Origin of the sequence: Pseudomonas sp. HS-18, from assembly GCF_020401845.1 — a bacterium.
Lineage (GTDB): Bacteria > Pseudomonadota > Gammaproteobacteria > Pseudomonadales > Pseudomonadaceae > Pseudomonas > Pseudomonas nitroreducens.
Window position 1 is genome coordinate 4080498 of sequence record NZ_CP084413.1, and the last position, 13596, is coordinate 4094093.

Sequence of the window (13596 nt, forward strand, 5' to 3'; positions counted from 1 at the left end):
AGGATGCGAAATGGCTCTTCTCTCTTGCCGTAGAGCGCTTTCGGCAGATTCGTGCCGTGCTCCACGAGCCCCATGGATGGGTATCGCTCTTCCCCTTCGAACTGCCCTGCACCTGGCTGCCCTGGCCATGGGCACGTGCAGTGGCGCCACCGCCCTGGCCGCCGACCCGCTCCCCGCGCAGCAGCTTCTGCAACAGCAGGAACGCGATCGCGCGCTGCGCGAGCAGATGGAACCCTCGCCAGATGTGCGCCTGAAGCTGCCACCCAGCGGCCTGGAAGGCAACCGCCTGCCGCGCAACGAGGCACCCTGCTTTGCGATCCGCCAGATAACCCTCACCGGCGATGCCGCCGAGCAATTCCAGTGGGCCCTGCGCGCCGCCGACCCGAAGGACGACCCGGCCACCGGCCAGTGCCTGGGCGCCAACGGCATCAACCTGACGATGAAGCGCATCCAGAACGCGATTATCGAACGCGGCTACGTCACCTCCCGCGTGCTGGCGCAGCCACAGGACCTGAAGAGCGGCACCCTGGAGCTGACACTGGTGCCGGGGCGCATCCGCTCGATCCGCTTCGCAGAGGGCACCTCGCACCGCGCCAACGCCTGGAACACCGTGCCCGCCAAGCCCGGCGACCTGCTCAACCTGCGCGACATCGAGCAGGCGCTGGAGAACTTCAAGCGGGTGCCCACCGCCGACGCCGACATCCAGATCACCGCCGCCGAAGGCGCCGGCGCGCAGCCCGGCGAAAGCGACCTGGTGATCGCCTGGCGGCAGAAATTCCCGATTCGCTTCAGCCTCTCGGTGGACGATTCGGGCACCGACGAGACCGGCAAGTACCTGGGCACCACCTCGGTGTCGTTCGACAACTTCCTGACCCTCAGCGACCTGTTCTACTTCAGCTACAACCACGACCTGGGCGGCGGCGACTCCGGCGATCGCGGCTCGCGCGGCCACACCCTGCACTACTCGGTGCCCTTCGGTTACTGGCTGCTGGGGGTGACCTCCAGCGAGTACGACTACCACCAGACCATCTCCGGGGCGAACCAGGACTACAGCTACAGCGGCGAGAGCAAGAACGACGAGATCAGCCTCACCCGCATGCTCTACCGCGACGCCGTGCGCAAGACCACCGCCAGCATCGGCGGCTGGAGCCGGCGCTCGAAGAACTGGATCGACGACACCGAGATCGAGATCCAGCGCCGACGCATGGCCGGCTGGTCGTTCGGCCTGACCCATACCGAATACATCGGCGCCTCCACCCTCTACCTGAGCACCGGCTACCGCCGCGGCACCGGAGCGCGCAATGCCATGGCGGCGCCGGAGGAACCCTTCAACGAAGGCACCTCGCGCTCCAAGATCATCACCGCCGAAGCCCAACTCAGCGTGCCCTTCGCCCTGGGCGACCAGCGCCTGCGCTACAGCAACACCTGGCGCGCGCAATGGAACCGCACGCCGCTGGTACCCCAGGACCGCTTCACCATCGGCGGGCGCTACAGCGTGCGCGGCTTCGACGGCGAGCAGATCCTCTCCGCCGACCGGGGCTGGCTGACCCGCAACGACCTCGGCCTGGCGCTCGGCCAGACCGGCCAGGAAGCCTACGTGGGCGTGGACTACGGCGAAGTCGGCGGGCAGTCGAGCAAGTACCTGATCGGCACTCACCTGGCCGGTTACGTGCTGGGCCTGCGCGGCGGTTATCGCGGCGTGTCCTACGACGTTTTCGTCGGCCAGCCGATCAGCAAGCCCAAGGGCTTCGACACCGCCACCACCACCGGCGGCTTCAACCTGACCTGGTCCTTCTGAGGAGGCGCCCATGCATATCGACGGATTCGACATCACCGCGCCGGGCTTCTTCGACGAACCCTGGAGCGAAGCCGAGGCGCTGGGCTCGGCGGTCTGGCTGTGGCTGCACTCGGCGTCCCACCGCGACATCCCGCTGCACGCGCTCAACGCCCTGCTGCTGCCGGCGATCAGCCATCGGCAGTTCATCCTCGGCCGGCAGAACGGCCGCCCGGTGTTCTACGTCGCCTTCAGCAACCTGAGCCTGGAAGCCGAGGCGCGCTACCTGAGCCAGCCGGCCATCTGCATGCCGGCCGCCGACTGGAATAGCGGCGAGCGTATCTGGTTCAACGACTGGGTGGCGCCGTTCGGCCACTCCGTTCCGGTGTCGCGCGTCCTGCAGCGGCACTTCTTCGCCAACCGCTGCGGCCGGGCGCTGTACCACCGTGGCGAACAACGCGGCCTGAGGATCAAGAAGTTCCAGGGTGTCGCGGTCATGCCCGCCGAAGGGCGCGCATGGTTCTCCGACCACCCGCTGGCCATCCAGCTCTGAGCGCGCCCCGCGGCCTGCGCCCTGAACCGACAAAGGGATTTGTATGAACAAGCACCTCTACCGCATCGTCTTCAACAAGGCTCGCGGCCAACTCATGGTCGTTGCCGAGAACGTCACCAGCAACGGCAAGGCACCGGGCACCACGGAAGGCCCGCGGGGCGCTGTTGGCTCCGCGCTGCTGGTCAGCCTGCGCCCACTGCGTTTCGCCCTGATGGCGACGCTCGGGCTGATCAGCCTGGCCGTCCCGCTGGCCCACGCCGACATCGTCGCCGACCATGGCGCCCCACCCGGCCAGCAGCCGGGCGTGATCAACTCCGCCAACGGCGTGCCCCAGGTGAACATCCAGACGCCCAGCGCGGCGGGCGTCTCGCGCAACACCTACAGCCAGTTCGACGTGAACCAGCAGGGCGCGATCCTCAACAACTCGCGCAACAGCGTGCAGACCCAGCTCGGCGGCTGGATCGACGGCAACCAGAACCTGGCCAACGGCACCGCGCGGGTGATTCTCAACGAGGTCAACGGCAGCAACCCCAGCCAGCTGCGCGGCTACGTGGAAGTGGCCGGCGACCGCGCCCAGGTGGTGATCGCCAACCCGGCAGGCATCGCCTGCGACGGCTGCGGCTTCATCAACGCCAACCGCGCCACCCTCACCACCGGTACCGCGCAGATCGTCGACGGCCAGTTGCAGGGCTATGAAGTGCGCGGCGGCCGCATCGCCATCACCGGCAAGGGCCTGGACGCCAGCCAGACCGACTTCACCGACGTGATCGCGCGCTCCGTGGAGGTCAACGCCGGCGTCTGGGCGAACGACCTGCGCGTCACCGCCGGGGCCAACCAGGTCAACGCCGACAACAGCAGCGCACGGCCCATCGAAGGCAACGGCGAGAAGCCCTCGGTGGCCATCGACGTCGCCCAGCTCGGCGGCATGTATGCCGGCAAGATCATGCTGGTCGGCACCGAATCCGGCGTCGGCGTGCGCAACGCCGGGCAGATCGGCGCCAGCGCCGGCGACGTGGTGATCAGCGCCGACGGGCGCATTGGCAACAGCGGCCAGATCAACGCCACCGCCAACGTCCGCCTGGACAGCAACGGCGGCATCGACAACAGCGGCTCGGCCTACGCCAAGGGCGACACCGCCCTGAGCAGCCGCGGCGACATCCACAACAGCGGCATCGCCGCGGCGCAGCAGAACGTCAGCCTGAACGCCAATGGCATCGTCAACGACAGCCAGGCCACCCTGGCCGCCGGCGTGCAGGCGGACGGCAGCATCGGCACCAGCGGGCGGCTCGACATCACCGCCACCCGGCAGGTGAAAAGCCAGGGCGCCACCCTTGCCGGTGGCGACCTCGGGATCGCCGGCGCCGACCTTGACCTCAAACAGGGCCAGGCCAGCGCCCAGAACATTCGCCTGAGTGCCACCGCCAATGCCGACCTGAGCGGAGCAACGCTGGACGCCGGCAACCTCCTTGCAGCGAACATCGCGCAGAAGCTGACCTCCGATTCGGCCAGGCTGGCCGGCACCAGCGTGCAGTTGCAGGCCCACGACCTGTCCAACCGCAAGGGCGAGATCATCCAGACCGGCAGCGGCGACATGACCCTCGCCCTCCCCGGCACCCTGGACAACAGCGACGGCCGCATCGCCAGCAACGCTGCCAACCTGACCCTGGGCGCACTGAACCTGAACAACCGACAGGGCAGGATCGAACACGCCGGCAGCGGCACCCTGAAGGTCACCGCGAACTCCGTCGATGGCCGCAGCGGCTCCATCGCCAGCAACGGCCAGTTGCAGGCCAGCCTGAACGACGCCCTGCTCGACGGCGCCAGCACAGTCGCGCGGCAGATCGGCATCGATGCCGCGTCGCTCTCCAACCGCCAGGGCGAAATCCTCCAGACGGGCGCCGGTACCCTGCGCGTCAGCACCAGCGGCCTGCTGGACAACAGCGGCGGCACCCTCGCCGGCAATGGCGGCGTGCAGCTGGACGCAGGCACCCTGCTGAACCAGTCCGGCACCGTCCAGGCTGCCGGGGGCGACCTCCAGGCCAAGGTGAAGGACAAGCTGGACAATGCCTCCGGCACCCTCGCGGCGACTGGCAACTCGCGCGTGGAAGCCGGCGAGCTGGTCAATGTCAAGGGCAAGGTCACCGCCAGCGGCACGCTCGACGTCAGCGCCGGCAAGCTCAACAACGACACCGGCACCCTCGCCGCCAAAGGCGCACTGACGGCCCGTGGCGGCAGCATCAGCAACCAGGCTGGCACGCTCGGTTCGGTGGACGGCAGCGTGGCCGTCGACGCCACCCAGGGCAGCCTGGACAACCGCAACGGCCGCATCGAGGGCCAGCACCAGATCACCCTGTCGGGCCAGGGCGTGCTCAACGGCAACGGCCTGATCAGTGCCGGCAACCTCAAGCTGGACAGCAACCGCGCGACGCTCGACAACCAGAATGGCGTGCTGATCGCCAGCGACGGTGTTGAGCTGCAGACCGGCACGCTGAACAACCAGGGCGGCCTGGTCCAGGCCGCTGGCCTGCTGCGCATCGACGCCCATGGCCAGGCCATCGGCAACACCGACTCCGGCGCCAGCGGCGGCCTGCTCGGCAAGGGCGGGGTGATCCTCGCCAGCGGCGACCTGGACAACAGCGCCGGCTTCATCGGCGGCAAGGGCGACCTCGATCTCACCACTGCGCAAATCAACAACGCCCGTGGCGGCCTGTTGACCAGCGAAGGCAACGTGCGCATCAAGGCCAGCGGCCTGGACAACCGTGGCGGGCAACTGCAGACCCTGGGCGACGCCGTGCTCGACCTCGCCAGCGGCCGCCTGGACAACGCCGGCAGCCTGCTGCGCGCCGGCGGCAAACTGCTGGTCACGGCGGGTACCCTCGACAACCGCAACACCCTGGGTACCGACCAGGGCCTCGAAGGCCATTCGCTGACGCTCAGCGCCAGCCAGATCGACAACCAGTCCGGTGCGGTGCGCGCCGACGAAACCCTCACCCTGAACAGCAGCGGCCAGCTGGACAACAGCGGCGGCCTGGTCAGCTCCAGCAAGAACCTGAACATCCTCGACGGCGCGGCCAGCAAGTCCCTGGCCATCCTCAACCACAACGGCAAGCTGATCGCCGGGCAGAAGCTGAGCATCGACAGCAGGAGCCTGGGCGGCGACGGCCAGACCCTGAGCCTGGGCGACATCAGCCTGAAGCTGAGCGACAGCTACGTGCACAGCGGCCAGTTGCAGGCCAACGGCAGCATCGACCTGCAGACCGCCGGCAACCTCGACAACCAGGCACGCCTCGTCGCGGGCCAGGCGCTGAAGGTGACAGCCGGCAACCTGAACAACACCGCCACCGGCGAGCTGAGCGCCACCAACCTGACCCTCGACACCGGCGGCACCCTGACCAACCGCGGCCTGCTCGATGGCCAGACCACCCGTGTCAACGCAGGCACCCTGAGCAACCTCGGCAGCGGGCGCATCTACGGCGACCAGCTGTCGGTATCCGCCGGCGCCCTGCGCAACGACGTCGAAGACGGCAAGGCCGCCGTGATCGCCGCGCGCAATCGCCTGGACATAGGCGTGGGCAGCCTGCTGAACCGCGAGCATGCCCTGCTCTTCAGCGCCGGCGACCTCTACATCGGCGGCGCCCTGGACGCCAACGGCCACGCCACCGGCAGCGCCGGCGAAATCCGCAACGCCAGCGCCACCATCGAGGCCCTGGGCGACATGGGCCTGGCCAGCGCCGTGCTGCGCAACACCAACGAACATTTCAGCACCCAGGAAGTGGAAGTCAGCCGCGAGAGCATCCTCGAGTACCAGCTCACCGGCTCCACCAACCGCTACCGGCCGGAGCAGATTTCCATCTACAACTCCGAGGTGGATTACCTGGTCACCCCGGAGGGCGAGCGCGAGGACTGGAACCTCTACAACTACACCCGCGTGACCCGCGAAACGCAGATCCTCAGCTCCGATCCGGCGCAGATCCTTGCCGGCGGCAACCTGCGCCTGGACGTCGCCGACGCGCTCAACGACAAGAGCCGGATCATCGCCGGCGGCACCATCGGCGGTAACCTGGGCCGCCTGGAAAACACCGAGGCCCCCGGCGAGCGTGTCACTACCGAGAGCGGCATCGTCACCCACTTCTACCGCATCCAGAAGAAGGGCCGGGACAAGCAGGGCGCCGATAACGCCGCCTACAACCCGGCGGCCAGCATCGTCGACATCTTCCTCAAGCCCGGCGCCTACCTGCAGAACACTGCCCACGTCGGCAGCGGCACCCAGGTCGGCGATCTCAACCTGGGCCGTGTCGACCAGCCGGCAAGCGGTGCCGGCGCCGCCCAGGTCAACGTCGGCAACGGCCGGGTGATCAGCCCGGTACTGGAAGTGACTGCCGTGCAGACCAAGAACGATGCCGGCGTCGCCGAGAGCATCCGCACCGGCGGCATCGACACCCGCGTGCCGGACAACAGCCTGTTCCAGGTCAACCCGCAGGCCACCAGCGGCTACCTGATCGAGAGCGACCCGCGCTTCACCAACTACCGCGCCTGGCTGTCCTCGGACTACATGCTCGACCGCCTGAAGCTGGACCCCGGCCTGACCCTGACGCGCCTGGGCGATGGCTTCTATGAGCAGAAGCTGATCCGCGAACAGATCGCCCAACTCACCGGGCGGCGCTTCCTCGATGGCTACGGCAATGACGAAACCCAGTACCGCGCGCTGCTCGACAACGGCCTGACCTATGCCCAGGCCTGGAACCTGGTGCCCGGCGTCGCCCTGACTCCCGAGCAGATGGCGCAGCTGACCAGCGACATCGTCTGGCTGGTGGCCAAGGACGTCACCCTGCCCGATGGCAGCGTGACCCGCGCGCTGGTACCGCAGGTCTATGTGCGCGTACGCCAGGGCGACATCGACGGTTCCGGCGCGCTGATGGCCGGGCAGAACGTCGACCTGAACATCCAGAACGACCTGGTCAACAGCGGCACCCTTGCCGGGCGCGACGTGCTGTCGATCACCGCGCAGAACATCCAGAACCTCGGTGGCCGCCTGACCGGCACCGACGTGGGAGTGAAGGCCGCCGGCGACCTGAACAACCTCGGCGGCCTGATCGACGCCAGCCATAGCCTGACCGCCGTAGCCGGCCGCGACATCAACCTGACCTCCAGCACCCAGGACTCCCAGAGCGCCCAGGGCAGCGCCACGCGCCTGTCCCGGGTCGCCGGGCTGTTCGTCTCCGACCCGGCCGGCGAGCTGATCGCCACGGCCGGGCGTGACCTCAACCTGAACGCCGCCCAGGTGGTCAACAGCGGCGCAGGCGGCAAGACCACCCTGGGCGCCGGCAACGACATCAACCTCGGCACCGTGGCCGTCCAGGAACAGCAGAGCATGACCTGGAACAGCAGCAACTGGCGCAAGGAGTCCAGCGCCGGCGAAGTGGCCAGCAGCGTGCAGGGCCAGGGCGACGTGCGCCTGATCGCCGGCCACGACCTCAACTCCCGCGGTGCCAGCGTGACCAGCGAAAAGGGCGCGGTGCAGGCCTCCGCCGACCACGACGTCAACCTCACCGCCAGCCAGAACAACGCCATGGCCGACGAGGCGCACAAGGTCAAGAGCAAGACCGGCTGGTTCTCCTCCAAGACCATCGTCACCCGCGACACGGTCGACGAGAGCCTGTCCCAGGGCTCGACCTTCAGCGGCGAGACCACCTACGTCAGCGCCGGCAACGACATCAAGGTGGAAGGCAGCAACGTGGTGTCCAACGGCGACACCACCCTGGTGGCCGGCCGCAACGTCACCATCGCCTCCGCCACCGACCACCTGAACGAACAGCACAGCCGCGACGAGAAGAAGAGCGGCCTGTTCAGCGGCGGCGGCATCGGCTTCACCATCGGCAGCCAGCAGCAGTCGGTGAAGAACACCGACGATGGCGACAGCGCCGCCGCCAGCACCGTCGGCTCGATCAACGGCAACGTCAACATCAAGGCCGGCGAGGCCTACCGCCAGGTCGGCAGCAAGGTCAGCGCGCCCAGCGGTGATGTGAACATCGAAGGCCGCACCGTCGACATCGTCGAGGCGCAGAACGCCCACCTCAGCACCCAGGAAAGCAAGTTCAAGCAGAGCGGCCTTTCCGTCACCCTGACCAACCCGATCATCACCGCCGTGCAGACCGCGCAGCAGATGAAGAAGTCCGCCGAGCGCACCGACGACAACCGCATGAAGGCCCTGGCCGCGGCCAATGTCGCGCTGGAAGGTGCCGGCGCCGCCTCCGCCGTCATGGCCAATCCGGCCCAGGCTGGCGGCATCAACATCAGCATCTCCATCGGCGCGAGCAAGAACGAGAGCCGCAGCGAGCAGCGCGGCAGCACCGCCGCCGGCTCCAGCGTGAGCGCCGGGCGTGACGTGAACATCACCGCCAGCGGCGCCGGCAAGGACAGCGACCTCACCGTGCAGGGCAGCCAGATCAGCGCCGGGCGCGACGCCAATCTCAAGGCCGACGGCGACATCGCCCTGCTGGCCGCGAAGAACACCGTCGAGCAGCACAGCACCAGCAAGGGCAGCAGCGCCAGCATCGGCATCGGCTTCGCCGTGGGCGGCACGCAGAACGGCTTCACCATCAACGCCGGCGCCTCGCAGAGCCGCGGCAACGCCGATGGCAAGGACCTGGTGTGGAGCAACACCCACGTCGACGGCGGGCGCCAGGTCAACCTGCAGTCCGGCGGCGACACCCAGCTGCATGGCGCGGTGGTCAGCGCGCCGCAGGTCACTGCCGACGTCGGCGGCAACCTGAGCATCGAGAGCCTGCAGGACACCAGCACCTACGACGCCAAGCAGTCGAGCAAGGGCGTGGGCGTCAGCCTGTGCATCCCGCCGTTCTGCTACGGCGCTTCCAGCGGCAGCGTCAGCAGCAACACGGCCAAGCAGAACTCCAACTACGCCAGCGTCACCGAACAATCGGGGATCAAGGCAGGCGACGGCGGCTTCGACATCCGCGTGAACGGCAACACCGACCTCAAGGGCGGCCTGATCGCCAGCAGCGACGCCGCCATCGAGGCCGGGCGCAACCGGCTCAGCACCGCCACCCTGACCCAGGCGGACATCCACAACGCGGCGGATGCCAAGGCCACCAGCAGCGGCGTCAACCTCAGTTCCGACATGGTCACCCAGGGCAAGTACGGCGTCGGCAAGGCCATCGTCGGCAACGCGCTGAACTCGGGCAAGGACTCCGGCTCGTCGTCCGGCGATACCCGCAGCGCCATCAGCGCCGGCACCGTGGTCATCACCGACGATGCCCTGCAACAGCAACTCACCGGGCAGAACAGCGCGGACACGGTCGCCGGCCTCAACCGCGACACCGCCAACGCCCATACCGCCGCCGAGCGCCAGGACGTCGACGAGATGCGCCGCACCGCCGAGGCGGAACAGGCGATCAAGAACGAAACCTACCGCCAGGCCGTGCAGTTCACCGACGACGCCTACCGCAAGATGTTCCTGGAAAAGGCGCGGATGTTCGTCATCCTCACCGACGACCAGGGCAACGTACTGCGCGACAAGGACGGCGTGCCGCTGCGCCGCGAACTCGACGACAGCGAGAAGGCCAACCTGCAGGCCGGTGGCGACGGCCGCGTGCACATCGCCAACAACGGCATCTTCAACGACGAGAACGGCGCGGCCCGCTACGCGGCGCAGCACAGCACCGCCGATGGCCCGCAGTACTTCATCTGGTTCCCCGACGCCAGCAACTCCGTCTCCGAGCTGCTCATCGCCGGCTACCAGAAGTACCTGGAGAACGACTTCTGGGGCCTGGCCAACGCCACCGTCGAGACCCGCGAAGCGCTGCTGCGCTATGGCGAGACCGGTCTGCACATCGACGGCCACAGCCGCGGCTCGATGACCACCGGCAACGCCATGGAGTCCATCGCACGGCTGCCCGATCCCAGCGGCAGCCTGAGCAACACCACCCTCAACTTCTACGGCCCGGCCTACAATGCCGCCAAGGCGGACGACCTGCTGGCCATGCTGCAGAATCGCGACGCGATGAGCGACGAGAAGAAGAACGAGATGGTCGTCCAGTTGCAGAACCACAAGACCGACCCGGTGGGCGGCTGGATCGGCTGGAACCCCGGCACCGGCGGCACCATCCCCGACGACAGCAATGCGCTCAAGGAGATCAAGAACGTGGCAGGCGGCAAGTACACGGTGCACAACTGCTACGGCAACGGCGACCCTGCCTGCCAGAAGTTCTGGCAGGACATGCCGGACAAGAAACCGGTACTCAGCCCGGTGAAGACCTATCCGCCGACCCCATGAGCCCGCAGACATGCTGAAGCGCAACGGCGGCCTGGCCGCCCTCCTGCCCTGCCTGCTCCTGGCAGCCTGCAGCCAGGCGCGGCCGTTGCAGCCGCCACCGCCGCTGTACGAGCTGTGGGCCAAGTCCGGTGTGGACCAGCAGGGCGTGCGCAACGCCCTGCTCGGCTGCGGCTTCCCCGACTCGGCCTACGTCGACAGCACGACCATCACCACCAACGACTACGCGCGCGGCGAGCAGTGCATGCTCGGCCAGGGGTTCGCCTACCAGGATCGCTACATCCTCTGCGATACCAGCCCGCAGCTGCCCGCCTGCAAGGCCACCGGCGCCGCGCCGAAGGCCGGCCCGACGCAGCGCCCGCCCGCCTACACGCAATGGACGCAGGCCGGCGCCGACAGCCAGGGCGTGCAGCAGGCCATGAAAGCCTGCGGCTACACCACGGTGATCGAGCCCGTCGACCAGATGCTCCTCAACGACATCGCCGCCGCGCAACTGTGCATGCTCGATCGCGGCTTCCACTTCACCCGCCCGGCCAGCAACCTGCTGTGCAAGACCCCGCCCATGCTGCCCGCGTGCCGCGGCAAGGTCATCGACACGCGCAACTGCTGCGCGCCGCCCAAGGCCGCCGGGCAACGCTGATACCAGGAATCACCATGTACGCCACGCTGTTCCCCCGCACCGGCGCCCTGGCGCTGGCCACGCTGCTGCTCGCCGGCTGCGGCAACCTCGCCAACGTGCAGTCCTACTCCACGCCCTACTCCGCGCCGGCTGGCGGAGAAACGGCACGCTTGCGCGTGATCACCAACGGCATGGCTCGCGGCGTTCCCGCCAGTGCCTGTATCGACTGGCGCCGCGAAGGCGCCGGCGTGATCGCCGTGGCGCAATCCGGCTTCGCCAACCGCAACGGCCAGAGCCTGGGCATGCCGCCCAGCCGCCAGGCCGAACAACTCAGCCAGGGCGGCTTCGCCAGCAGCGAGGTGCGGATACCGGCGGGCCAGCCCTTCGCCTTCAACTTCCAGAGCCGGGGCATGGTCAGCAGCGGCTATTCGTATAGCTGCCAGCAATCCATGACCTTCACCCCCGAAGCCGGGCAGGACTACGAGCTGCTGCTGATGGAAAGCGGCCAGTGCCTGGCGCGGCTGGTGCGCCTGGGCGATGGCCGCAACCTCAGCGGCAGCCTGCAGGACACCCGTTTGTGCAAGGCTTCCGACGCGCTCTGAGCGCCGCTTTCAGGGTTGCGAATACGGCGGATAGCGGTCATCCGGCACACGCCGCTGGCTGCCGGGGTCCGGCCCGTCTTCGGGAGCATGGGCCGGATGTGGCGGGTCGACCTGCGGGTCGGCCAGGTCCGGCGAGTCCGGATCGAACCCCAGGTCGGGGTCCACGTGGTGCGAGCCATCGCCGGGCGCCTGGCCCGACGCGAACAGCCAGCGCTCGCTGGCGGCCACGGGATGCTCGCTGAGGGGGACATGGCGTTTCATGATCACCTCCTGCGTCTCTGGCAGTGACAAGGCAGTTTACGCGCAGCCATCCCCCTGGGTTTCCCCTGCACCGACAGCCGGCCGATTTCGCTCGCCGCCTCAGGGAAACCCGCGATCTAGACCATGGTCGCAAAGACCCGACCGCCCATCTGTGACACCTTCGCGCGCTTTTTCAGTGCCCCCGGAGTCACCGCATGCCCTCGCCCCTCTCCTCCAGCCAGCTCACCCGCCTGAGCGCCCTCGCCCTGCTCGGAGGCATCGCCGCCCCGGCCAGTGCCGACTTCCTGGAGGACAGCAGCGCGCGCCTGGAATCGCGTACCTTCTACTTCAACCGCGACTTCCGCGACGGCAGCTCGTCCAACCCCCAGGGCGCCTCCAAACGCGAAGAGACCGCCCAGGGCTTCATCCTCAATCTGCAATCGGGCTACACCGAAGGCACCGTCGGCTTTGGCGTCGACGCCCTGGCCATGCTCGGCGTCAAGCTCGACTCCAGCCCCGCCGACAGCAACAGCGGCCTGCTGCCTTCCAGCGGCCACGACCCGCGCCACTCCGCGGACCAGTACGCCAAGGCCGGCGTCACCGGCAAGCTGCGCGTGTCCCGCACCCAGCTGAAGTACGGCGCGATGCTGCCGGACATGCCGCTGCTCAAGTACAACGACGGCCGCCTGCTGCCCAACATGTTCCACGGCGCGCAGCTGACCAGCGAGGAAATCGCCCACCTCAAGCTCACCGCCACGCGGCTGGAGCGCTACACCGCGCGCGACTCCAGCGACGCCCAGGACGTGCGCCTGAACTGCAAGAACAAGCGCTACGCCTGCGACACCACCGGCAACCGCTTCGACGCCTACCAGGCCGACTACCAGGTCAATGACCAACTGCTGCTGCAATACGCCCAGGGCGGGCTGGAGAACGTCTACCGCCAGCGCTACGTCGGCATCGTCGGCAAGCAGGCGGTGGGCGCCGGCAAGGTCACCGCCGACCTGCGCTGGTTCGACAGCGACGACGACGGCTCGGCCCGCGCCGGCGAAATCGACAACCGCGCGCTGAGCCTGCTGCTGTCCTACGCCCAGGGCGGCCATATCCTCAGCGCCGGCTGGCAGCGCATGAACGGCGACAGCTCCATGCCCTACCTCGACGGCAGCAACCCCTACCTCGCCAACTACGTGCAGGTGAACGACTTCGCCAATGCCCGGGAGCGCTCCTGGCAACTGCGCTACGACTTCGACCTGCGCAGCGTCGGCGTGCCCGGCCTGAGCTTCATGACCCGCTACGTCAACGGCGACCACATCGCCCTGGCCAATGGCGACGAAGGCAAGGAATGGGAGCGCGACGTGGAGTTCAAGTACGTGATCCAGGCCGGCACCTTCAAGGACCTCAGCCTGCGCCTGCGCAACGCCACCTACCGCACCAACTACGAACAGTCGGCGCGGGACGTGGATGAGGTCCGGCTGATCGCGAGCTACAACTTCTCGATTCTCTGAGCCAGCCGAACGCCCC

Annotated in this window: 7 protein-coding genes; 6 read left to right on the forward strand and 1 reads right to left on the reverse strand. The window is 68.2% G+C overall.

The window, feature by feature from the left end; translation table 11 throughout:
• Positions 1-76: 76 nt before the first annotated feature.
• The 5 genes from LDJ84_RS18895 to LDJ84_RS18915 are packed head-to-tail and all read left to right on the forward strand — an operon-like array spanning position 77 to position 11838.
• Positions 77-1798 (forward strand): ShlB/FhaC/HecB family hemolysin secretion/activation protein, encoded by a 1722-nt coding sequence (locus LDJ84_RS18895; RefSeq protein WP_263987019.1) that lies wholly within the window; start codon positions 77-79, stop codon positions 1796-1798.
• A 10-nt stretch (positions 1799-1808) separates the two neighbouring features.
• Positions 1809-2327, forward strand: coding sequence for a toxin-activating lysine-acyltransferase (locus LDJ84_RS18900; protein ID WP_024763513.1), 519 nt, complete (start codon positions 1809-1811; stop codon positions 2325-2327).
• A 43-nt stretch (positions 2328-2370) separates the two neighbouring features.
• Positions 2371-10620, forward strand: coding sequence for a hemagglutinin repeat-containing protein (locus LDJ84_RS18905; protein ID WP_226045258.1), 8250 nt, complete (start codon positions 2371-2373; stop codon positions 10618-10620).
• A 10-nt stretch (positions 10621-10630) separates the two neighbouring features.
• Positions 10631-11257 carry a hypothetical protein gene (locus tag LDJ84_RS18910; protein ID WP_226045259.1) on the forward strand — a complete coding sequence of 209 codons (627 nt, stop codon included), beginning with the start codon at positions 10631-10633 and terminating at the stop codon, positions 11255-11257.
• A 14-nt stretch (positions 11258-11271) separates the two neighbouring features.
• Positions 11272-11838, forward strand: coding sequence for a hypothetical protein (locus LDJ84_RS18915; protein ID WP_084357289.1), 567 nt, complete (start codon positions 11272-11274; stop codon positions 11836-11838).
• A 9-nt stretch (positions 11839-11847) separates the two neighbouring features.
• On the opposite strand, the gene LDJ84_RS18920 is transcribed toward LDJ84_RS18915, so the two are convergent.
• A complete protein-coding gene (locus LDJ84_RS18920) occupies positions 11848-12099 on the reverse strand; it encodes a DUF6021 family protein (RefSeq protein WP_037013194.1) in 252 nt (83 codons plus the stop codon).
• A gap of 194 nt (positions 12100-12293) precedes the next feature.
• Between LDJ84_RS18920 and LDJ84_RS18925 the strand changes: the two genes are divergently transcribed.
• Entirely contained in the window at positions 12294-13580 is a 1287-nt protein-coding gene (locus tag LDJ84_RS18925; protein WP_037013197.1) for an OprD family porin, read from the forward strand.
• The last annotated feature ends 16 nt before the right edge of the window (positions 13581-13596 follow it).

Excerpts from the sequence above, each read along its gene's own strand:
- LDJ84_RS18895 (WP_263987019.1), top strand. The coding sequence starts at position 77 with ATGGGTATCGCTCTTCCCCTTCGAACTGCCCTGCACCTGGCTGCCCTG.
- LDJ84_RS18925 (WP_037013197.1), top strand. The coding sequence starts at position 12,294 with ATGCCCTCGCCCCTCTCCTCCAGCCAGCTCACCCGCCTGAGCGCCCTC.
- LDJ84_RS18920 (WP_037013194.1), bottom strand. The coding sequence starts at position 12,099 with ATGAAACGCCATGTCCCCCTCAGCGAGCATCCCGTGGCCGCCAGCGAG.
- LDJ84_RS18905 (WP_226045258.1), top strand. The coding sequence starts at position 2,371 with ATGAACAAGCACCTCTACCGCATCGTCTTCAACAAGGCTCGCGGCCAA.
- LDJ84_RS18910 (WP_226045259.1), top strand. The coding sequence starts at position 10,631 with ATGCTGAAGCGCAACGGCGGCCTGGCCGCCCTCCTGCCCTGCCTGCTC.
- LDJ84_RS18900 (WP_024763513.1), top strand. The coding sequence starts at position 1,809 with ATGCATATCGACGGATTCGACATCACCGCGCCGGGCTTCTTCGACGAA.
- LDJ84_RS18915 (WP_084357289.1), top strand. The coding sequence starts at position 11,272 with ATGTACGCCACGCTGTTCCCCCGCACCGGCGCCCTGGCGCTGGCCACG.